We start from the raw sequence: 19,628 nt of genomic DNA, 5'->3' as shown, positions 1-19,628 counted from the left end.
CGTCACTCCTTCGCCAGCAGCTTGACCGAACGGTTCTCGCGGTCGACCGGGCGTACCTGCTGGCCTTCGCGCAATACCTGGACGCCCGCGGCGACCACCCAGTCGTCGGGCTGCAACCCTTCCAGCACCGGCACCCGGTCCTCGGTGTAGGGCCCGATGCGCACCGGCCGGCGGTGCAGGCTGGAATCCTTCGGGTCGACCACCCAGACGAACGGCTGGCCGCCCTCGGCGCTCACCGCCGCCAGCGGCACGGCCAGGGGCACGGCGCCCTCGTTGTGGATGTAGACGCGGGCGCTCTGGCCCAGCTCGGCCGGCACCTTGGCGTCGTCGAAGGCCACCCGCGCGGCGAAGGTGCGCGACTGCGGGTCGGCGGCCGGCGACAGCTCGCGGATGTGCCCGCTGAAGCGCTTGTCCGGCTGCGACCAGAGCTCGACGCTGACGCCCTCGCCGATGCGGAAGCGCTCGATGGCGTGCTCGGGGAAGCTGATCAGCACCTCGCGGTCGCCGTCGGCGGCAAGGGTGAAGACCGTCTGCCCGGCGGCCACCACCTGGCCCACCTCGACGCGCCGCGCCGAGATCACCCCGTCCTGCGGCGCGCGCAGCACGGCGTAGTCGGCCTGGTTGCGCGCCACGTCGTACTCGGCGCGCACCTGCTTCATGCGCGCCTCGCCGGCGCGGTAGGTGTTCTCGATGTTGTCGAACTGCGACTGGCTGACCAGCTTGCGTTCCAGCAGCGTCTTGTAGCGCAGGTACTCCGAACGCACGGTCTGCAGGTTGGCCTCGGCGGCGGCGACCTGGGCGCGGTTGGCCTCCAGCTGCAGGCGCACGTCCTCGGGGTCGAGCTCGGCCAGCGGCTGGTCGCGGCGCACCCGCTCGCCGGTCTCCACCAGGCGCCTGGCCACCTTGCCGCCGATGCGGAAGGCCAGCTCCGGCTCGTGGCGGGCACGCACCTCGCCCGGGTAGGCCTCGGTGACCGAGCGCGCCAGTTGCGGCTGCACGACCATGGCCGGGCGCAGCGCCGGCTTGGCCGGCTCGCCGTTGCCACAGGCAGCGAGGGACAGGGAGAGGACCAGGGGAGCAGCGACGGACAAGACATGGCGGAACATGATGGATGACCTTTCGCGAAACGCAGTTGAATTTTTATACTTGTCGGTATAGTAAGAATACAAAACCAACCAGTCCAGTATTTGAATTGTAAAAAAAATGTCCCAGCCTCCCCTTTCCAACGGCCCCGGCCGCCCCAAGGACCTGGCCAAGCGCCAGGCGATCCTCGACGCCGCCAAGGAGCTGTTCCTGTGCAACGGCTACGACGGCAGCAGCATGGAAGCCATCGCCGCCGAGGCCGGGGTTTCCAAGCTCACCGTGTACAGCCACTTCACCGACAAGGAGACGCTGTTCTGCGAGGCGGTGCAGGCCAAGTGCGCCGAACAGGTGCCGGAGCTGTTCCACGAACCGCCGGCCGACGCGCCCACCCGCGAGCTGCTGCTGAACATCGCGCGGGGCTTCAACCGCCTGATCAACAGCCCCGAGGCCATCGCCCTGAGCCGCCTGATGATCGCCCAGGGCGGGCAGAACCCGGCGCTGTCGCAGATGTTCTTCGACGCCGGGCCGCAGCGCGTGCTGGACCAGATGGAAAGGCTGATCGCCCAGGCCCAGCGCAAGGGCGAACTGCGCGAGAGCGATGCACGCAACGCCGCCGAGCACTTCCTGATGCTGGTGCAGGGCTGCCTGCACTTCCGCCTGCTGATCGGCTGCGTCGAGCGGCCGCCGGTGGAGGAAAGCGAAAGGCATGTGCAGGAGGTGGTGGAGTTGTTCTTGCGGGCGTATCGGCCCTGAAGGCTCCAGCCTGTAGGAGCGAGCTTGCTCGCGAACGGTGCTCGCCGGCCGCGTCGGTTTCTGGCCTGACTCTGCTCCCTCTCCCTAACCCTCTCCCTGAAGGGAGAGGGGACCGTTCGGAGTGCTCGGATATTTCAGAGTCAACCGGCAGCTCTGCAGTTTCCGGCTAAAGCCATGCTCATCTCGGCACGAACTAGCCCCCTCTCCCTTCAGGGAAAGGGGGCCGTTCGGAGTGTTTGGATGTTCTGGAGTTAGCCGGCAACTCCAGCGGCCTCCGGCTGAAACCATTCCTTGTCTCGGCACTGACAAGCCCCCTCTCCCTTCAGGGAGAGGGCTGGGGAGAGGGGACGGACTTCGACATCGCTCCGGAGCAGGGCCTGACGCCATTGTTCGCGAGCAAGAGCTAGGCGCCCCCCTCGCTCCTACGAAAAACCCGCAGGTCAGGCTTTCAGCGACTTCAACGGGTAGATGTCATACCGGCTCGACTTGCCTTCCAGGCTGTAGCTGGGCTTGGCGCCCTCGATGATCGGCGCCTTGCGCGGGCGCTTGACCACCACGCGGTGGCTGGCCAGGGCCAGCGCCGCCTGGAGCAGCGCCGGGGCGTCCTGGTCGTCGCCCACCAGGGGGCGGAACAGGCGCATTTCCTTCTTCACCAGGGCGCTCTTGTCGCGGTGCGGGAACATCGGGTCCAGGTAGACCACCTGGGGCGCCTCGCCCTGCCAGGCGCCCATCAGCTCGATGGCGTTGCCCTGCAGCAGCTGCATGCGCGCCACTATCGGCGCCACTTCCAGGTCGCGCGCGGCGCGGGCCAGGCCGTCCTCCAGCAGGGCGGCGATCAGCGGTTGGCGCTCGATCAGCTGCATCTCGCAGCCCAGGGTGGCGAGGACGAAGGCGTCGCGGCCCAGGCCGGCGGTGGCGTCGAGCACGCGCGGGCGTACGCCCGGCTGCACGCCCACCGCCTTGGCGATCATCTGCCCGCTGCCGCCGCCGAACTGGCGGCGGTGGGCGGCGGCGCCCTCGACGAAGTCCACGCGCACAGGCCCCGGCGAGTCCGGGCCCAGTTGCAGCAGTTGCAGGCCCTGCTCACCGACCTGCAGGGCGAAGTCCGCCACGCCCTCCTCCGCCAGTTCCAGGCCCAGGCGCTGCGCCCATTGCCCGGCGGCCTCGCGGCAATGCGGCGCCAGGGCCTGGACGATGATGCGGGGGGTGGCTGCGCTGGCGCTCATGCGGGTCGATCCGGTGCAAAAGCGCCGATTCTACCGCAGCCCCGGGCTCAGCGCCGGAACAGCGCGTTGAGGCGGGCGAAGGGCATGCCCTCCTGGGTCGCCTCCAGGTGCCCGCTGGCCAGCTCGGTGGCGGCGTGGAAGAAGGCGCCGTAGGCCACCCGCGCCAGGGACGAGCCCAGGCTGACGCGCTTCACGCCCAGCTCCGCCAGTTCGCTCAGCGACAGTTGCAGGGCCGGCGAGCCGACCAGCACGTTCACCGGCCGCGGCGCCACCGCGCGCACCACCGCGTCGATCTGTTCGCGGGTGGTCAGCCCGGGGGCATAGAGCACGTCGGCGCCGGCCTCGGCGAAGGCCACCAGGCGGCGGATGGTGTCGTCCAGGTCGTCGCGGCCGTGCAGCAGGTTCTCCGCACGGGCGGCCAGGGTGAAGGGGAATTCCAGGGAATGCGCGGCCTGCACCGCCGCGCGCACGCGCTCCACGGCCAGCTCGAAGGGGTAGATGGGCGCGTCCGGGCGGCCGCTGGCGTCTTCGATGGAGCCGCCCACCAGGCCGATGCTGGCGGCCAGGCGAATGGTCGCCACGCAGTCCTCGGGCGCGTCGCCGTAGCCGTTCTCCAGGTCCGCGGCCACCGGCAGCGGCGTCGCCTCGACGATGGCTCGGGCGTTGGCCAGGGCTTCCTCGCGGCTCACCTCGCCCTCGGCGTCGCAGCGGCCAAGGGCGAAGGCCAGGCCGGCACTGGTGGTGGCCAGGGCCTCGAAGCCCAGGCCGGCGAGCATCTTCGCCGAGCCGGCATCCCAGGGGTTGGGCAGGACGAACAGGCCGTCGCGCCGGTGCAGGGCCTGGAAGGCCAGGCCGCGTTCGCGTTGGGTGGTCATGGGCGCTCTCCGTGCCTGAGGGGAGCTTGCAGGTTAGCGCAACCGGGGCCTCAGAGCAGGCCCAGTTGCTCCACTTCCGGCTGCGGCAGCTGCAGCGCCGGCAACCCCGGCAGGCGCTCGCCCAGCAGCGCGTGGAAGCGCTGCGCCTGTTCGGCGGCGCGGTGGTTGTCCGGGGTGTGGAGGAACACGTGGGGCGTCAGGCCGTCCTCGATCCAGCCGGCCACCTTGTCCACCCAGGGCGTCAGGTAGGCCTGGTTGGCGTCCAGGTCCGGCCCGCCGATGAAACGCACCTGCGGGCTGTCGCTGAAGGCCGCCGGGCGCACCGGAATCCTCGGTTTCTTCGATTGCGCGTGGCGCACCGCCGGGTCGTCGGAGCGGCAGGCGAACAGCGCCCGCGAATCCAGGCAGATGCGCTCCACGCCGCGCTCGTGGAGCAGGCGGTTGAGCGCCCGCTCTTCCTCGCCCTTGTCGAAGAACGCCGGGTGGCGTACTTCCACGGCGATGCGCCGGGCGCCGAACTCATCCAGCCAGGCGGCCAGCTCGCCCAGGCGCTGCGGGCCGAAGCCGGCGGAAAGCTGCAGCCACAGCGGGCTCACCCGTTGCCCCAGCGGTGCCAGCAGGTCGAGGAAATCGCCGGTGGCGCCGAACTGCTCGCGCAGGTCGCCTTCGTGGCTGATGTCGCGGGGCAGCTTGGCGCAGAAGTGGAAGTCCGCCGGCATGGTCTGCGCCCAGCGCTCCAGCGTCTCGGCGCTGGGCCGGGCGTAGAAGGTGGTGTTGCCCTCCACCGCGTTGAACACCTGGCTGTAGAAACCCAGGGTGTCGGCCGGGCGCAGGTCGGCGGGGTAGAAGCTGCCACGCCAGGCGGGCTCGTTCCACGACGGGCAGCCCAGGTAGTACGGCAGGGCCATCAGGCGTAGAGGTCGATGCCCAGCACTTCCGGGGCGTCGTAGCCGCCCAGCGGCAGGTTGGCGGTGCTGCTGTAGCTGGCCAGGGCCTGGGCGGCGCGGTTGCTGACCGGGCGCTGGTAGGCCAGGACGTCGCTGAGGACGATGGGCAGGCTGCCGGTGCCGGTGCCGGCGTTGCCCGGCTCCACGTAGCGCGTCTGCGCCTGCTGCTCGAAGCCCTGGCTGGCGGCGATGGACGCCGGCTGCTCGCGACGCGCCTCGGCCTCGCGCATGACCTCGCGATAAGGCGTGACTGCGGTGCCGGAGCGGCTGCCGGAGTCGGGCGTGATGGAGTAGCTGGACAGGCCGTCGATGCGCATCTTTCAGGGCTCAGCGGGTAAGGATTTCACTCTAGCGAGCGCTCCCGGGCTTGGCAATCGCCGGTCAGCCGGCCTTGGGCGTGGCCACGTTGTCGCGCAGGTACACCGGCTGCGCCTGGTCCGCCGGCACGGCATCGCCGCGCTGCCAGGCGAATAGCGCCAGGTCCAGCAGGTCCTGGGCGTTGGGCAGCAGGCTGGCGTCCTCGGCCTGCACCTTCACCGCCAGGCGCTCGCGGTAGCCCCAGCCGGTGCCGGCGCCGAACCAGTCGCCCTGGGCATCGCGCGGCAGCGCCACGTTTTCCGGCGGCAGCACCGCCTCGGCGCCGGCCAGGCGCATCTCGCCCTGCTCCAGGCGGTAGCTGCCCCAGTAGACCTCGTCCATGCGCGCGTCGATGGCGGCCGCCACCTGGCTGGCGCCATGCTCGCGGTGGGCGCGCTGGGCCAGCACGGCGAGGTCGGAGATCGGCAGCACCGGCTTGTCCAGGGCGAAGGCCAGGCCCTGCACCACACCGATGGCGATGCGCACGCCGGTGAAGGCGCCGGGGCCGCGGCCGAAGGCGATGGCGTCCACCGCGCCCAGGGCGATGCCGGCTTCGTCGAGCAGCTCCTGCACCATCGGCAGCAGGCGCTTGGCGTGCAGCCGCGGGATCACCTCGTGGCGGCTGAAACGCCGGCCGTCGTGCAGCAGGGCGACGGAGCAGGCTTCGGTGGAGGTGTCCAGGGCCAGCAGGGTGGGCATCGGGGTCTTCCGGCAAGCTGAAAAAGGGCGGGCATTATAAACGCCAAAGGCCCGCAAGCGGGCCTCTGGTGCAGGTCGGGCGGCGGCTCAGCTGAGCGCGGCCAGGACCTTGGCGGTGATCTGGTCGACCGAGCCGACGCCTTCGACGCGGCTGTACTTCGGGGTGCCTTCGACGGCGGCCAGCTTCTGGTAGAAGTCGACCAGCGGCTTGGTCTGGGTGTGGTAGACCGACAGGCGGTGGCGCACGGTCTCTTCGCGGTCGTCGTCGCGCTGGATCAGGTCCTCGCCGGTGACGTCGTCCTTGCCGGCGACCTTCGGCGGGTTGTGCTCGACGTGGTAGACGCGGCCGGAGGCCGGGTGCACGCGGCGGCCGGCCATGCGGCTGACGATCTCTTCGTCGTCGACGGCGATCTCGACCACGTGGTCGATGGTCACGCCGGCTTCCTTCATGGCCTCGGCCTGGGGAATGGTGCGCGGGAAACCGTCGAACAGGAAGCCGTTGGCGCAGTCGGGCTGGGCGATGCGCTCCTTGACCAGGTTGATGATCAGGTCATCCGAAACCAGGCCGCCGGCATCCATCACGCTCTTGGCCTGCAGGCCCAGCTCGGTGCCGGCCTTGACCGCCGCGCGCAGCATGTCGCCGGTGGAGATCTGCGGAATGCTGAACTTCTCGGTGATGAAGCGGGCCTGAGTACCTTTGCCGGCACCGGGCGCCCCGAGCAGAATCACACGCATCGATATGCTCCTTAGTCTTGTTGAAAGCGAAATCCCGGATCTGCCTTATGGGGCCAATCTGAACATGCTTGAAATGGCGCAGGAATACGCCGAAAGGCTGATCAAGATACACAGCGCACCCTGAGCGCACAAGCCACCGGAAAGTCGTGGTCGGGGCCCCTCAGCCGGTGTTGCGCAGCCCCGCGGCAATGCCCGCCACCGTCACCAGCAGGGCCTGTTCCAGAGCGCCGCAGGCGTCGCCCTCGCAGCGTCTGGAACGGGCCAGCAGCTCCGCCTGGAGCAGGTGCAGCGGGTCCAGGTAGATGTTGCGCACGGCGATGGATTCGCGCGTCTCGGTGGCCTGCGCCAGCAGGCGCTGCTGGCCCGTCAGGCCGAGCACCACGCGCAGCGCCTGCGACAATAGGTCGCGTAAATGCGCACCTAATGGTCGCAGTTCCGATTGCACCAGACGTTCGTCGTAGAGTTGGGCGATCTCGCCGTCGGCCTTGGCCAGGACCATCTCCAGCATGTCGATGCGCGCGCGGAAGAACGGCCACTGCCCGCGCATGCGCTCCAGCAGGCTGCCCTCGCCGCGGTCGATGGCGTTGAACAGCGCGGTCTCCCAGCCCAGCCAGGCCGGCAGCATCAGCCGCGTCTGCGTCCAGGCGAAGATCCACGGGATCGCCCGCAGGCTCTCGATGCCGCCCTGGCGGCGCTTGGCCGGGCGGCTGCCCAGGGGCAGGCGGCCGAGTTCCTGCTCCGGGGTGGCCTCGCGGAAGTAGTCGACGAACTGCGGCGTCTCGCGCACCACCTGGCGGTAGGCGGCCAGGGAATCGGCGGCCAGGCGCTGCATCTCCTCGCGCCAGGCCGGCTCCGGCGCCGGCGGCGGCAGCAGGGTGGCTTCCAGCACCGCGGCCAGGTAGAGGTCGAGGTTCTGCCGGGCGATGCCGGGCAGGCCGAACTTGAAGCGGATCATCTCGCCCTGCTCGGTGGTGCGGAAGCGCCCGGCCACCGAGCCCGGCGGCTGCGAGAGGATGGCCGCGTGGGCCGGGCCGCCGCCGCGGCCGACGGTGCCGCCGCGGCCATGGAACAGCAGCAGTTCGACGCCGTGGGCGCGGCAGATGTCCACCAGCGCTTCCTGGGCGCGGTACTGCGCCCAGGCGGCGGCCAGGGTGCCGGCGTCCTTGGCCGAGTCGGAGTAGCCGATCATCACCTCCTGCGGCCCGGCCAGGGCTTCGCGGTAGGCGTCCAGGCCGAGCAGGCGGTCGATGCAGGGGCCGGCGTTGTCGAGGTCGTCGAGGGTTTCGAAGAGTGGCACCACGCGCAGCGGCCGGCGCAACCCGCACTCCTTGAGCAGCAGTTGCACCGCCAGCACGTCGGACGGCTGGCCGGCCATGGAAATGACATAGGAACCCAGCGAAGCCTGCGGCGCGGCGGCCGCCACGCGGCAGGTGGCCAGGACTTCGGCGGTGTCGGCGCTGGCCTGGTAGTCCGCCGGCAGCAGCGGGCGGTGGTTGCCCAGCTCTTCCAGGAGGAATTCCTGGCGCACCGCCTCGTCCCAGTCCTGGTAGCGGCCCAGGCCCAGGTACTCGGTGATCTCGCTCAGCGCGGCGGCGTGGCGGCCGGCGTCCTGGCGGATGTCCAGGCGCGTCAGGAACAGGCCGAAGGTGGCGGCGCGGCGCAGCGTGTCGAGCAGCGCGCCGTCGGCGATCACGCCCATGCCGCAGGCGTGCAGCGAACGGTGGCACAGCTCCAGCGGTTCCAGCAGCTCGCGGTTGTCCTGCAGCACCGCATCGGGTGCAACCTCGTCCCCGGCCAGCGCGCGTTCGGCCCAGGCCCGGGTGGCCCGCAGGCGCTCGCGCAGCTGCTTGAGCAGGGCGCGGTAGGGCTCGGCCACCGCGCCGGTTTCCGCCAGCAGTTCCTCGCTGGCCTGCTGCATGGAGAGATCGGCGGCCAGGCTGTCGACGTCGCGCAGGTACAGGTCGGCGGCCATCCAGCGCGCCAGCAGCAGCACCTCGCGGGTGATGGCGGCGGTGACGTTGGGGTTGCCGTCGCGGTCGCCGCCCATCCAGGAGGCGAAGCGGATGGGCGCGGCTTCCAGCGGCAGGCGCTGGCCGGTGCCGCCTTGCAGGGTCTCGTCGACGTGGCGGAGGAAGTCGGGCACGGCCTGCCACAGCGAATGCTCGATCACCGCGAAGCCCCACTTGGCCTCGTCCACCGGCGTCGGCCGGGTGCGGCGGATCTCCTCGGTGTGCCAGGCCTCGGCCACCAGCCGGCGCAGGCGCCCGTCCACCTGCTCGCGCTCCTCGGGGAGCAGGTCGGCGTGGTCCTTGGCCGCCAGTTGCGCGGCGATGGCGTCGTACTTCTGGATCAGCGTGCGCCGCGCCACTTCGGTGGGGTGTGCGGTGAGCACCAGCTCGATGTCCAGCTGCGCCACCTGGCGCGCCAGTTCCGCCGGCTCCACGCCGGTCTTGCGCAGGCGCCCCAGCAGCTCGCCCAGCACGCGCTGCTCGAAGGGCTGCGGCTCCTTCGGCCCGCGGCGGCGGATGCGGTGGTACTGCTCGGCGATGTTGGCCAGGTTGAGGAACTGGTTGAAGGCCCGCGCCACCGGCAGCAGCTCATCCTCGCCGAGGCCGTCGAGGGCCGCCGCCAGCTGCCGCGCGCCTTCCGCCGAACCGCGCCGCGCCGCCTTGGCGCCCTGGCGGATCAGCTCGACCTTGTCGAGGAAGGCCTGGCCGTACTGGTTGCGGATGGTCTGCCCGAGCAGTTCGCCGAGCAGGTGCACGTCCTCGCGCAGGCGCGCGTCGATATCCGCCATGACGGGTTCTCCGTGTCTGGTTCTACTTACAGTGCCGCCTGGCGACACCGGCTGACAAGCGTGCGACGAACGCCCGCGATCCTGCTCCGACAGCGTCTAGGCTAGATGTGATCCCGAAGGATTCGGGAAATTCTTCCCGGCGGCCCCAGAAGGGCCGTCTTCCACGCCGGCCACGAGCCGGCCCACGAGGTGAACATGAAGATCCGCGATCTGGTACGCCATTGGGAACAGAACGCCAGGGGGCGCATGACCAGCCACAGCTACAGCATCCCGCTGGACGTGGAAACCGCGGCGCGCCTGGCGGCGCTGCACGACATGTACCCCAAGCGCAGCGTCGAGGAACTGCTCGGCGAGCTGGTCGGCTCGGCCCTGGAAGAGCTGGAGGCGAGCTTCCCCTACGTGAAGGGGCAGAAGGTGGTGGCGCACGACGAGCAGGGCGACCCGCTCTACGAGGACGTCGGCCCTACCCCGCGCTTCCTGCAGCTGTCGCGCAAGTACCTGCACGAGCTGACGGGACACCAGGAAGAGCCGAGCCACAGCTGACCCCATCCCGTAGGGCGCATAACGCCTCCGACGTTATCCGCCGTTTGGCCTTGGTCCCCGGCGGCTCCGGGGCCAACCTTGGCGTTGACTTTGGCCTCGGTGTATCGGCGGATAACCGCGAACGGTTATGCGCCCTACGGCTGGAACGGGCTTCAATGCCTGCCATGCACCCCGGGCACGTGCAGGTGCCCGGCCTCGGCGCAGGCTTCCGGCACCGCCGAGGGCTCGGCGGGCAGCTGCAGCTCGCGGAGGATGCCGCAGTCCTCGCTGTTGCCGCTGCCGCTGCAGCGGGCGCGCAGGTCCTGCAGCTGCTGGCGCAGCGACTGCAGCTCGGCGATGCGCACCTCGACGTGGTGCAGGTGCTCGTCGATCAGCCGGTTGGCGGTGCCGCAGTCGGACTCGGGGCGGTCGCGCAGGCCGAGGAGGATGCGGATCTCCTCCTGGGTCATGTCCAGCGAGCGGCAGTGGCGGATGAACGACAGCCGCTCGACGTGGCTGCCGTCGTACTGCCGGTAGTTGCCGCCGGTGCGCGCCGGCTCCGGCAGCAGGCCCTCGCGCTCGTAGTAGCGGATGGTCTCCACCGGGCAGCCGGTCAGTTTCGCCAGTTCACCGATCTTCATCAGCCTTTCCTCCCGGAACCGCTTGACTCTGTAGTTGCTACAGGGTGTGCAATCGCAAGCACATCGTCAAATGGGAAACGACCTGATGACCGACGCCAACAGCCGCCAGCCTGGATGCGGGCCCTGCTGCCACGCCCCCGCCGCCGCGCACCGCCACGAGCACGGCCACGGGCATGACCACCACCACGAGCGCCCGCGCCACGCCGAAGCCGCGCTGGGCGCCGCCGCGGCCGCCGCCACCGGCGAGCTGCGCTGGAGCAGCCTGCGCATCGAGGCCATGGACTGCCCCACCGAGGAGCGCCTGTTGCGCGACGCCCTGGGCAAGCTGCCGGCGGTGGAGCAACTGGAATTCAACCTGATGCAGCGCCTGCTCAAGGTGCAGCACCGCTTCGACAGCCTGGAACCGCTGCAGAAGCTGGTGGCCTCCCTGGGCATGGAGGCCGAGGCCGTGGAAGACGGCCAGCCGCTGGCCAGCGCGCCGGCGAAGCACAAGCCCTGGTGGCCGCTGGCCCTGGCCGGGGTGCTGGCGCTGGCCGCGGAGGTTTGCGAATGGTTCGCCCTCGGCCCGCAGTGGCTGGTGGCCGGCCTGGCCGTGGCGGCCATCCTCGGCGCCGGCCTGCCGACCTACCGCAAGGGCTGGATCGCCCTGAAGAACCGCGACCTGAACATCAACGCGCTGATGAGCATCGCCGTGACCGGCGCCATGCTGATCGGCCAGTGGCCGGAAGCGGCCATGGTGGCGGTGCTGTTCGCCATCGCCGAGCTGATCGAGGCACGCTCCCTGGAGCGCGCGCGCAGCGCCATCCGCGGCCTGCTGCAACTGGCCCCGGAACAGGCCACGGTGCTACGCGACGGACAGTGGCAGGACGTGCCGGCCAAGTCGGTGGCCGTGGGCGAGCGCGTGCGCGTGCGCCCCGGCGAGCGCATCGCCCTCGACGGCGAGGTGGTCGAGGGCCGCTCCAGCGTCAACCAGGCGCCCATCACCGGCGAGAGCCTGCCGGTGGAGAAACAGGCCGGCGAGCCGCTGTTCGCCGGCAGCATCAACGGCGAGGGCGCGCTGGAGTACGCGGTGAGCCGCGGCGCCGACGACAGCACCCTGGCGCGGATCATCCACGCCGTAGAGGAAGCCCAGGGCTCGCGGGCGCCGACGCAGCGCTTCGTCGACCAGTTCGCACGCATCTACACGCCAGTCGTGATCCTCATCGCCATCGCCACCGCGCTCATCCCGCCGCTGGCCTTCGGCGGCGCCTGGCTCGACTGGGTGTACCGCGCCCTGGTGCTGCTGGTGATCGCCTGCCCCTGCGCGCTGGTGATCTCCACCCCGGTGACCATCGTCAGCGGCCTGTCGGCGGCGGCGCGCGCCGGCATCCTGATCAAGGGCGGGGTGTTCCTCGAACTGGGCCGGCAACTGCAATGGCTGGCCCTGGACAAGACCGGCACCCTCACCGAAGGCCGCCCGACGCAGACCGACTTCCACGGCCTGCGCGGCGACGCGGCGCGCGCCCGTGCGCTGGCCGCCAGCCTGGCCGCCCGCTCCGACCACCCGGTGTCCCAGGCCGTGGCCCGCGCCGCCGAGGCCGACGGCCTGGCGCTGTACGGCGTCGACGCGCTGGAGGCCATTCCCGGCCGCGGCGTGAAGGGCGAAGTGGACGGCCGCCTGCACCACCTGGGCAACCACCGCCTGGTGGAGGAACTGGGGCTGTGCTCGGCGGCCCTGGAAGCCCGCCTGGACGCCCTGGAGCAACAGGGCAAGACCGTCATCGTCCTGCTCGACGACGAAGGCCCGCTGGCGCTGTTCGCCGTGGCCGACGCGGTCAGGCAGACCAGCCGCGAGGCGCTGGCCGAACTGCACGGCCTGGGCGTGAAGACGCTGATGCTGACCGGCGACAACCCGCACACCGCGGCCGCCATCGCCGCCCAGGTGGGCATCGACCAGGCTCGCGGCAACCTGCTGCCCGAGGACAAGCTGCGCGAGGTCGAGCAGCACCAGGCCGGCGGCGCGCGGGTGGGCATGGTCGGCGACGGCATCAACGACGCCCCGGCCCTGGCCCGTGCCGACATCGGCTTCGCCATGGGCGCGGCGGGCACCGACACGGCCATCGAGACCGCCGGCGTGGCGCTGATGGACGACGACCTGCGCAAGCTGCCGCAGTTCATCCGCCTGTCGCGCCGCACCCACGCCGTGCTGGTGCAGAACATCAGCCTGGCGCTGGGCATCAAGGCGCTGTTCCTGGCCCTTACCCTGGCCGGCCTGGGCACCCTGTGGATGGCGGTGTTCGCCGACATGGGCGCCAGCCTGCTGGTGGTCTTCAACGGCCTGCGCCTGCTCCGCCTGCGCTTCTGAAAGCCGCGCCGCAGATAGGGCCGCCCTTCCGGGCGGCCATTTTTTTTGAACCCTCGGACAAGTCCTCAAGTCCCCAGTAGTACCTGGCAACCACGGGACAACGCCGCAGCGCAGGGCTGCGAACGGCCAGGCCGGGCATCGCCCGCTGAGAATCCGCGTTCCCCAGACGAGAGGACTCGACCAATGGAACCGAAAGCACACCAACCCCGCCTCGCCTTCCTGCGCACGGGCCTGCTGATCGGCGCCGGCGCCCTGGTCCTGGCCGGCTGCGCCGGCAACCCGCCGAGCGAGCAGATGGCAGTCACCGAGTCGGCGGTCAACGCCGCGGTCAGCGCCGGCGGCCCGCAGTACGCGCCGGTGGAGACGAAATCCGCCCAGGACAAGCTCGCCCAGGCGCGCATCGCCCTCAACGACAAGGAGTACGAGCAGGCCAGGCGCCTGGCCCAGCAGGCCGAGTGGGACGCCCGCGTGGCCGAGCGCAAGTCGCAGGCGGTCAAGGCGCAGAACGCCGTCAAGGACGCCCAGCAGGGCGTGATGGAAATCCGCGAGGAAGGGCTGCAGAAGCTCCAGCAGCCACAGCAGTAGGCGCCCTTCCCCATTCCCCCCTCCGGATCATTAAGGACGACAGCCATGCGTAAACTCATCGCCCTCCCCGCCCTCTCCAGCCTGGCGCTGCTGCTGGCCGCCTGCGCCCACGAGCCCAACGCCAACCTGGAGAAGGCCCGCAGCGACTATTCCGCCCTGCAGGCGCAACCCCAGGCCACCCAGCTCGCGGCCCTGGAAACCAAGGACGCCGGCGACTGGCTGAGCAAGGCCGACAAGGCCTACCGCGACGGCGAGAAGCAGCAGGACGTGGACCAGCTGGCCTACCTGACGCAGCAGCGCATCAACCTGGCCAACCAGACCATCGCCCTGAAGACCGCCGAAGGGCAGCTGCAGAACACCGCGGCGCAACGCACCCAGGCTCGCCTGGACGTGCGCACCCAGCAGCTCAAGGACCTGCAGGCCAGGCAGACCCAGCGCGGCACCCTGGTGACCTTCGGCGACGTGCTCTTCGACCTCGACCGCGCCGACCTCAAGCCCGAGGCCAGCCACAACATCCAGCAACTGGCCAGCTACCTGCAGCAGAACCCCGAGCGCAAGGTACTGGTCGAGGGCTACACCGACAGCAGCGGCTCGGCCGGCTACAACCAGAGCCTGTCCGAGCGCCGCGCCGACTCGGTGCGCATGGCCCTGCTGGCCCAGGGCGTGGACCCGGCCCGGGTGACCACCCGCGGCTACGGCAAGGACTACCCGGTGGCGAGCAACGCCAGCTCCTCCGGCCGCGCACAGAACCGCCGGGTGGAAGTGACCATCTCCAACGACGCCAAGCCGGTGGCGCCGCGCTCGTCGGTGGATAGCGATTACTGACGCGGCTCTCCATGTAGGAGCGCGCCCTGCGCGCGATTCGCGGGCAGGGCCCGCTCCTACAGGTTACCGTGCAGCACATATCCCACCGTAGGACCTTGTCCGCAATAGCCGGAAATATCGGCGCGATTCGCGGATGAGATCCGCTCCTACACCGCCCCACCCACACCATTCCCATGTAGGAGCGCGCCCTGCGCGCGATTCGCGGGCAGGGCCCGCTCCTACAGGTTACCGTGCAGCACATATCCCACCGTAGGACCTTGTCCGCGATAGCCGGAAATATCGGCGCGATTCGCGGATGAGATCCGCTCCTACACCGCCCCACCCACACCATTCCCATGTAGGAGCGCGCCCTGCGCGCGAATCGCGGGCAGGGCCCGCCTACATTGCCGGCGAGCATGGCTTTTCGTAGGAGCGAGCTTGCTCGCGAACCGCATGGCACCGTGTTTATTCGCGAGCAAGAACTAGGCGTCCCCCTCGATCCTACGAAGAGGACCTCGGGGCAGTCGGCGCCTACGCACCACCCCGCAGCAGGCGCCGGTAGAGTTCGGCCATGTCTTCGGCGAAGGGCACCAGCAGCAGGCGTTGCAGGCTGCTGCCGGCGGGGCGCAGGCGGCGCAGTTCGCCGATGGCGATGCCGGCCGCCGCTTCCAGGGGATAGCCGTAGATGCCGCAGCTGAGCGCCGGAAAGGCGATGCCTTCCAGCCCATGCGCTTCCGCCAGCGCCAGGCTGTTGCGGTAGCAGGCGGCGAGCAGCTCCGGCTCGCCGTGGCCGCCGCCGCGCCAGACCGGGCCGACGGTGTGGATGACGTGGGCGGCGGGCAGGCGGAAGCCGGGCGTGATCTTCGCCTCGCCGGTCTCGCAGCCGCCCAGGGTACGGCAATAGGCCACCAGCTCCGGGCCGGCGGCGCGGTGGATGGCGCCGTCCACGCCCCCGCCGCCGAGCAGCGAGGCGTTGGCGGCGTTGACGATGGCGTCGATGCGCAGGGTGGTGATGTCGCCCTGCCAGACGTGGATTTCGGGGTTGCCCATGGTCGCGCCCTCCGGGTTGCTCCCAGACTAGCCCCGAAGCATGCCGTCAGCGGACTTCCTGCGGGGTTTCCTCGCCGGCGCAGCGCACGGCGTGCTTCCTGTTGTCCACCAGCACGCCGGAGAGGCCCTTCTGGGTGGTGTCGAACAGCACCAGCACGCCGTCGATGCACTGGGCGATCTGGTTGGCCGGCTCCAGGGACAGCTTCACGTCCTCCCCGGGGATGCTCTTGAGCATGGTGAACTCGGCCAGCAGCAGGGCGTCCTGCTCCTTGGCGAAGTGCAGGTAACCGTAGTACCAGAGGGTGCCGACACTGACGATGATGCTGCCGATGGCGGTGAGGATGTACGGGATCATGTTGCGGTCGGTGCTGGTGGTCATGGCTTGCCCTGGGACTGGCTGGCCGGCTCGGCCGGCGGATCGGTGTCGGGGACTTCGGCCAGGCGGCGCAGGCCGCTGAAGTGCTGCGGGTCGTCGAGGAAGCGCAGCATCACTTCGCGCCAGGTCGGTTCGCCGAAGGTTTCCACGTGCCCGCCGCGGGTCAACTGGAAGACTTTCGGCGGCCGCGCCGCCTTGTACAGGCTCAGGCCGTTGTCCAGGGGCACGATGGTATCGTCGATGCTGTGAAAGAACAGCACGGGTGCGCCAGAAAGTCGCGGCATGGCGCGGATGGCGCTGTCGCCGTCGGGCACCAGCCAGGACAGCGGAATCTGCAATGGCCAGGTCAGCCAGGCGGTGCCCAGGGTGTAGCGGGCCACCTCGCGGTAGCTGGCCGGCACGCCGTCGAGCACCACCGCCTTGAGCTGCTTCACCCGTTCGGGGTGCTGCGCCAGGTAGTGCACGCCCATGGCGCCGCCCAGGCTCTGGCCGAGCAGGACCAGCGGCTTGCCCTGGGCTTCCGGGGCCTTGTCCAGCCAGGCGAAGGCCGCGTCCATGTCGCGGTAGACATCCGGCAGGCGCGGCTCGCCCTGGGAATGGCCATAGCCGCGGTAGTCGATCATCAGCACCTGGTAGCCCTGTTCCGGCAGCCAGAAGGTGCCGCCCAGGTGCCAGGCCATGTTGCCGCCGTTGCCATGCAGGTGCAGCACCGTGCCCTTCACCGGCACGCCCGGCTTGGCCGGCAGCCACCAGCCGGCGAGCTTCACGCCGTCGGCGGTGGTGATGCTGACGTCGCGGTAGTCCAGCTTGGCCCGCTGCGGGGTGATGGCCACGTCGGGGCTGGGGTAGAACAGCAGCGAGCTGCAGCCGCCGAGGAACAGCAGCAGGGACAGCGCGGCGGCCTTGAAGCGGTGGGTCATGGTCGGGTCATCCTTGGGGCCGGGAACGCACGGCTTTTCGTAGGAGCGGTCCCTAGAGGATATTCGCGTAGTCCGCCTCGATGCGGTCCAGGCTCAGGTGGTTGAGGAAGTTGGAGAAGCACATCCAGGCCGACAGCGCGTTGAGGTCGCGGAACTGCGGCGGCAGGTACTTCGGCGGCACCACCAGGCCCTCGTCCACCAGTTGGCGCAGGGTGCGCATGTCTTCCAGGGTGGCCTTGCCGCAGAACAGCAGCGGGATCTGCTCCAGCTTGCCCTTGCGCACGGCGAGCTGGATGTAGTTGTAGATGAGGATGAAGCCCTTCAGGTACGACAGGTCCTTGGTGAACGGCAGCCCGGCCGGGGTCGAGCCGCGGAACACCCGGCTGGCGTTCTGGTAGCTGCTTTCCTGGCTGTAGCCCTGCTCGCGGTAGAAGTGGAACACCTCGAGGAAGTCCGCACCCTCCTCGGCCATGTGGATGGCGCGGGTGCGGTTGGTCAGCTTGCGCAGGCGCGTGGGGTAGGAGGCGAAGGCGATCACTTCCATCAGGATGGCCAGGCCTTCCTGGGTCACGGTGGAGGACGGCGGGCCCTTGGCCAGGAAGGTGCAGATCGGCTGGTTCTGCCCGTTCAGGGTGGTGCCCACGTGCACCAGGCCCTCGTGGACCTCCAGGGCGCGCACGTCGCGCTCGTTGAACATGGCGTCCGCCCGCACCTTGATGTAGTCGGCGCCGGCCGCGGCGTCGGCGACTATGCCGTCGGACTCGAACACGCGGATGGTGTCCTCGGCCTCGCCGAAGGTCTTGTTCAGGCGCTCCTGCAGCATGGCCACCGCTTCCTTGGCGGTGAGGGTCTTGGGCTCGTCCTTGAGGTCGCCGCGGTCGGCGATGTTGTTCAGGTAGTCCGAGAGCATCAGGCCGAGGTCGGCCAGGGTCGGGTCGCCGGCGTGGAAGGCGTCGGAGGCCGAGCCGTAGAGCTCCTGGGAGATCAGCCCGAAATCCTGGGTGCCGCGCGCCTCGAGCATGCGGATGACCATGCGGTACTCGCGGCACATGCGCCGCATGATCTGCCCCACCGGGTTGAACTGGCCGAGCTGGCGGGTGATGTCGCGCTCCAGGTTCTGGAATTCCTGCTTCTTGGCGTTGCCGTCGAAGGCCAGCGGGCGGCCGTCGTAGTAGCCACGGTCGACCTTGGGCGCATGCTTGCCGCGGCCCTTGAGGAAGTCCGCGCGCACGCTGTCGTCCCACTTGATGGCGTCGAGCACGCGGATCGGCGTCTGCGCCTCCACCAGGCGGTCGGACAGGCCGCGGATGATCTGCTGGTACTCGCTGGGCGTGGCCTTCTTGCGCCGCGGGTTCATGGGCGTTCTCCCGGAGTCACTCGCTGGAAGCGTAGCGCTTCGCTGAAGACTTCGGCGTTGGCGGGGTCGTCCAGGTAGGCCAGGACGTCGCCCAGGGGGCTGGCCACCAGGGCGCCGGCGCCCTGCTCGCTGTCCACCTTCTGGCCCCGCAGGGTGCCCTTGGCCATGGCCTGGAGGACCTGCTCGACGTCCAGCGAGTAGACCACCAGCTCGTCCTTGTCGGTGATTTCGAAGCCGGCCAGCACGTAGTTGCCGCCCTGGCTCTTGGGCAGTTCGGCGGACAGGTACCAGCGCTGGCCGTGGTGGGCCACGGTGAAGGGCAGGTCTTCGGCGCTGTCGGTGTTGCCGCTGTCGTCGTAGTAGCTGAAGGCGCGGTACAGGCCCTCGCCGGTGCGGCTGATCTCGAGGAACTGTTCCTCGCCGTATTCGTCGATCCGCGACCACTGGCCGAGCAACTGCTTGGGCGCGGCCTCCTTCGCCGGGATCGGCTCCTTGAAGGTCACCAGGCAGCCGCCGAGCAGGAGGATGCTCAACAGCAGCAAGGCGCGCCAGGCTTTCATCGAAGTCTCCTCAGGGGCCGCGGGCGGCACGCCATATGGGGTCGTCGGCGGGCTCAGAGGCCCAGCACCAGGTACAGGTAGCGGGTCAGGATGGCGCGCATCTCCACGGTGTCCAGGTGCTCCACGCCATCCAGCAGGCCCTGATACTCCATCTGCAGGATGATGGCCGTCAACACCTTGGCGTCCTGTTCCGGCTGCTGCGAGCCGAGCACCTCGAAGAAGTGCACCACGCCCAGGGAGAGGATGCGCCTGTGGCTCTGCGCCAGCTGTTCCAGGCGCGGGTTGAGCAGCGCCTCCTGGCGGAACGCCTGCTCGGCCAGCAGGTGCTCGCGGCGCTCGGTGAGCTGCACGCGCACGTACTGGATGGCCAGCTCGGCGATGCGGTCGGCCAGCTCGCGGCGTGCCTCGGGGCTGCCGGTGAGGCCGGCGGCCAGGGCCTGCAGGTCGCCCTCGACGCTGGCCCAGAAGGCCGACAGGGCCTCGGCGCTGCGTTCGACGAAGAGCGCGAAGGTGTCGGTGATGAGGTCGTCGATGTCCTTGAAGTAGTAGGTGGTGGCCGACAGCGGCACGTCCGCCTCGGCCGCCACCGCCCGGTGGCGCACGGCCCGCACGCCCTCGCGGACGATGATGCGCATGGCCGCGTCGAGGATCGCCTGGCGGCGCTGCTCGCTGCCCTGGCGGGCGGCCTTGCGGCCCTGGTACCGGACACTCTCGGCCACCGCACTGGCGGCCTGGGCGGCGCTGTCTCTGGGAACTGCTCGGGGCACGGTGTTTCCTCCGCTCGCGGGCGATGGCGCATTGTTCGGACTTTTGCGCGGGGAATCAATCGGGGGGCCGCCGAGACGTCAGGTGCGGAAGGCGGAGACGATCGCGGACGGAGTCCGCTCCTACGCTGCCCCACCTACGCCATTCCCCTGTAGGAGCGCGCCCTGCGCGCGAAATCGCGGGCAGGGCCCGCTCCTACAAAGAGCACCCCGGCGCGGACTGCAAGACAGTT

The 19,628-nt window shown here is 70.0% G+C and carries 20 protein-coding genes; 5 read left to right on the top strand and 15 right to left on the bottom strand.

Annotated elements, in window-relative coordinates:
- Positions 1–2: 2 nt before the first annotated feature.
- Entirely contained in the window at positions 3–1,106 is a 1,104-nt protein-coding gene (locus tag CHC02_RS11145; protein ID WP_089391535.1) for an efflux RND transporter periplasmic adaptor subunit, read from the bottom strand.
- Between the two features lie 97 nt (positions 1,107–1,203).
- Between CHC02_RS11145 and CHC02_RS11140 the strand changes: the two genes are divergently transcribed.
- Positions 1,204–1,836, top strand: coding sequence for a TetR/AcrR family transcriptional regulator (locus CHC02_RS11140; RefSeq protein ID WP_089391534.1), 633 nt, complete (start codon positions 1,204–1,206; stop codon positions 1,834–1,836).
- 440 nt (positions 1,837–2,276) lie between these two features.
- Here the strand turns inward: CHC02_RS11140 and CHC02_RS11135 are convergent, their stop codons facing one another.
- The 7 genes from CHC02_RS11135 to ppc all read right to left on the bottom strand — a co-directional run bounded on the left by CHC02_RS11135 (position 2,277) and on the right by ppc (position 9,472).
- Positions 2,277–3,062: a class I SAM-dependent methyltransferase gene (locus CHC02_RS11135; protein WP_089391533.1), complete on the bottom strand. Its 786-nt coding sequence runs from the start codon at positions 3,060–3,062 to the stop codon at positions 2,277–2,279.
- A 47-nt stretch (positions 3,063–3,109) separates the two neighbouring features.
- Entirely contained in the window at positions 3,110–3,937 is an 828-nt protein-coding gene (locus CHC02_RS11130) for an isocitrate lyase/PEP mutase family protein (RefSeq protein ID WP_089391532.1), read from the bottom strand.
- A gap of 50 nt (positions 3,938–3,987) precedes the next feature.
- Complete coding sequence (locus tag CHC02_RS11125; protein WP_089391531.1) at positions 3,988–4,848, bottom strand: DUF72 domain-containing protein; 861 nt, start codon at positions 4,846–4,848, stop codon at positions 3,988–3,990.
- Positions 4,845–5,201: a hypothetical protein gene (locus tag CHC02_RS11120; protein ID WP_089391530.1), complete on the bottom strand. Its 357-nt coding sequence runs from the start codon at positions 5,199–5,201 to the stop codon at positions 4,845–4,847. The genes CHC02_RS11125 and CHC02_RS11120 overlap by 4 nt, the downstream gene beginning before the upstream one ends.
- Before the next feature lie 64 nt (positions 5,202–5,265).
- A complete protein-coding gene (tsaB, locus tag CHC02_RS11115) occupies positions 5,266–5,940 on the bottom strand; it encodes a tRNA (adenosine(37)-N6)-threonylcarbamoyltransferase complex dimerization subunit type 1 TsaB (protein ID WP_089391529.1) in 675 nt (224 codons plus the stop codon).
- Positions 5,941–6,027: 87 nt separating this feature from the next.
- Positions 6,028–6,675, bottom strand: coding sequence for an adenylate kinase (gene adk / locus CHC02_RS11110; protein ID WP_089391528.1), 648 nt, complete (start codon positions 6,673–6,675; stop codon positions 6,028–6,030).
- Between the two features lie 160 nt (positions 6,676–6,835).
- The gene (ppc, locus tag CHC02_RS11105) at positions 6,836–9,472 is read right to left on the bottom strand and encodes a phosphoenolpyruvate carboxylase (protein ID WP_089391527.1); all 2,637 of its coding nucleotides are present in this window, start codon (positions 9,470–9,472) and stop codon (positions 6,836–6,838) included.
- A 195-nt stretch (positions 9,473–9,667) separates the two neighbouring features.
- Here ppc and CHC02_RS11100 point away from each other — a divergent pair, with 195 nt between their 5' ends.
- Positions 9,668–10,015, top strand: coding sequence for a pilin assembly protein (locus tag CHC02_RS11100; RefSeq protein ID WP_089391526.1), 348 nt, complete (start codon positions 9,668–9,670; stop codon positions 10,013–10,015).
- Positions 10,016–10,167: 152 nt separating this feature from the next.
- Here the strand turns inward: CHC02_RS11100 and cadR are convergent, their stop codons facing one another.
- On the bottom strand, positions 10,168–10,635 hold the full coding sequence (gene cadR / locus CHC02_RS11095; protein WP_089391525.1) for a Cd(II)/Pb(II)-responsive transcriptional regulator: 468 nt from the start codon (positions 10,633–10,635) through the stop codon (positions 10,168–10,170).
- Positions 10,636–10,720: 85 nt separating this feature from the next.
- On the opposite strand from cadR, the gene CHC02_RS11090 reads away from it, so the two are divergent.
- The 3 genes from CHC02_RS11090 (at position 10,721) to lptF (ending at position 14,389) form a co-directional block, all read left to right on the top strand.
- The gene (locus tag CHC02_RS11090; protein WP_089391592.1) at positions 10,721–12,979 is read left to right on the top strand and encodes a heavy metal translocating P-type ATPase; all 2,259 of its coding nucleotides are present in this window, start codon (positions 10,721–10,723) and stop codon (positions 12,977–12,979) included.
- A gap of 183 nt (positions 12,980–13,162) precedes the next feature.
- On the top strand, positions 13,163–13,564 hold the full coding sequence (locus tag CHC02_RS11085) for a DUF4398 domain-containing protein (protein WP_089391524.1): 402 nt from the start codon (positions 13,163–13,165) through the stop codon (positions 13,562–13,564).
- Between the two features lie 45 nt (positions 13,565–13,609).
- Positions 13,610–14,389, top strand: a complete 780-nt coding sequence (gene lptF / locus CHC02_RS11080) for a lipotoxin F family OmpA-related lipoprotein LptF (RefSeq protein ID WP_089391523.1) — start codon at positions 13,610–13,612, stop codon at positions 14,387–14,389.
- A 510-nt stretch (positions 14,390–14,899) separates the two neighbouring features.
- On the opposite strand, the gene CHC02_RS11075 is transcribed toward lptF, so the two are convergent.
- Genes CHC02_RS11075 through CHC02_RS11050 form a run of 6 tightly spaced genes read right to left on the bottom strand, consistent with a single transcriptional unit; the run spans position 14,900 to position 19,398 of the window.
- The gene (locus tag CHC02_RS11075) at positions 14,900–15,418 is read right to left on the bottom strand and encodes an O-acetyl-ADP-ribose deacetylase (RefSeq protein ID WP_089391522.1); all 519 of its coding nucleotides are present in this window, start codon (positions 15,416–15,418) and stop codon (positions 14,900–14,902) included.
- 46 nt (positions 15,419–15,464) lie between these two features.
- The gene (locus CHC02_RS11070) at positions 15,465–15,797 is read right to left on the bottom strand and encodes a PA3694 family proteiin (protein ID WP_089391521.1); all 333 of its coding nucleotides are present in this window, start codon (positions 15,795–15,797) and stop codon (positions 15,465–15,467) included.
- The gene (locus tag CHC02_RS11065; protein WP_089391520.1) at positions 15,794–16,714 is read right to left on the bottom strand and encodes an alpha/beta hydrolase; all 921 of its coding nucleotides are present in this window, start codon (positions 16,712–16,714) and stop codon (positions 15,794–15,796) included. Before CHC02_RS11065 ends, CHC02_RS11070 begins: the two co-directional genes overlap by 4 nt.
- 52 nt (positions 16,715–16,766) lie before the next feature.
- Positions 16,767–18,071, bottom strand: a complete 1,305-nt coding sequence (locus tag CHC02_RS11060; RefSeq protein ID WP_089391519.1) for a flavohemoglobin expression-modulating QEGLA motif protein — start codon at positions 18,069–18,071, stop codon at positions 16,767–16,769.
- A complete protein-coding gene (locus CHC02_RS11055) occupies positions 18,068–18,631 on the bottom strand; it encodes a hypothetical protein (protein WP_089391518.1) in 564 nt (187 codons plus the stop codon). Before CHC02_RS11055 ends, CHC02_RS11060 begins: the two co-directional genes overlap by 4 nt.
- Before the next feature lie 53 nt (positions 18,632–18,684).
- Entirely contained in the window at positions 18,685–19,398 is a 714-nt protein-coding gene (locus CHC02_RS11050; RefSeq protein ID WP_089391517.1) for a TetR/AcrR family transcriptional regulator, read from the bottom strand.
- Positions 19,399–19,628 lie beyond the last annotated feature (230 nt).

The organism is Pseudomonas delhiensis (assembly GCF_900187975.1).
Taxonomy (GTDB): Bacteria; Pseudomonadota; Gammaproteobacteria; order Pseudomonadales; family Pseudomonadaceae; genus Pseudomonas; species Pseudomonas delhiensis.
Note: the sequence above shows the minus strand (reverse complement) of the source record. Positions and strands in the feature narration are given on the sequence as shown.

Coding starts and splice junctions, on each gene's coding strand:
- CHC02_RS11085 (WP_089391524.1), top strand. CDS start 13,163: ATGGAACCGAAAGCACACCAACCCCGCCTCGCCTTCCTGCGCACGGGC.
- CHC02_RS11075 (WP_089391522.1), bottom strand. CDS start 15,418: ATGGGCAACCCCGAAATCCACGTCTGGCAGGGCGACATCACCACCCTG.
- CHC02_RS11065 (WP_089391520.1), bottom strand. CDS start 16,714: ATGACCCACCGCTTCAAGGCCGCCGCGCTGTCCCTGCTGCTGTTCCTC.
- CHC02_RS11100 (WP_089391526.1), top strand. CDS start 9,668: ATGAAGATCCGCGATCTGGTACGCCATTGGGAACAGAACGCCAGGGGG.
- CHC02_RS11145 (WP_089391535.1), bottom strand. CDS start 1,106: ATGTTCCGCCATGTCTTGTCCGTCGCTGCTCCCCTGGTCCTCTCCCTG.
- tsaB (WP_089391529.1), bottom strand. CDS start 5,940: ATGCCCACCCTGCTGGCCCTGGACACCTCCACCGAAGCCTGCTCCGTC.
- CHC02_RS11135 (WP_089391533.1), bottom strand. CDS start 3,062: ATGAGCGCCAGCGCAGCCACCCCCCGCATCATCGTCCAGGCCCTGGCG.
- CHC02_RS11130 (WP_089391532.1), bottom strand. CDS start 3,937: ATGACCACCCAACGCGAACGCGGCCTGGCCTTCCAGGCCCTGCACCGG.
- CHC02_RS11055 (WP_089391518.1), bottom strand. CDS start 18,631: ATGAAAGCCTGGCGCGCCTTGCTGCTGTTGAGCATCCTCCTGCTCGGC.
- lptF (WP_089391523.1), top strand. CDS start 13,610: ATGCGTAAACTCATCGCCCTCCCCGCCCTCTCCAGCCTGGCGCTGCTG.
- cadR (WP_089391525.1), bottom strand. CDS start 10,635: ATGAAGATCGGTGAACTGGCGAAACTGACCGGCTGCCCGGTGGAGACC.
- CHC02_RS11090 (WP_089391592.1), top strand. CDS start 10,721: ATGACCGACGCCAACAGCCGCCAGCCTGGATGCGGGCCCTGCTGCCAC.
- ppc (WP_089391527.1), bottom strand. CDS start 9,472: ATGGCGGATATCGACGCGCGCCTGCGCGAGGACGTGCACCTGCTCGGC.
- CHC02_RS11060 (WP_089391519.1), bottom strand. CDS start 18,071: ATGAACCCGCGGCGCAAGAAGGCCACGCCCAGCGAGTACCAGCAGATC.
- CHC02_RS11070 (WP_089391521.1), bottom strand. CDS start 15,797: ATGACCACCAGCACCGACCGCAACATGATCCCGTACATCCTCACCGCC.
- adk (WP_089391528.1), bottom strand. CDS start 6,675: ATGCGTGTGATTCTGCTCGGGGCGCCCGGTGCCGGCAAAGGTACTCAG.
- CHC02_RS11120 (WP_089391530.1), bottom strand. CDS start 5,201: ATGCGCATCGACGGCCTGTCCAGCTACTCCATCACGCCCGACTCCGGC.
- CHC02_RS11140 (WP_089391534.1), top strand. CDS start 1,204: ATGTCCCAGCCTCCCCTTTCCAACGGCCCCGGCCGCCCCAAGGACCTG.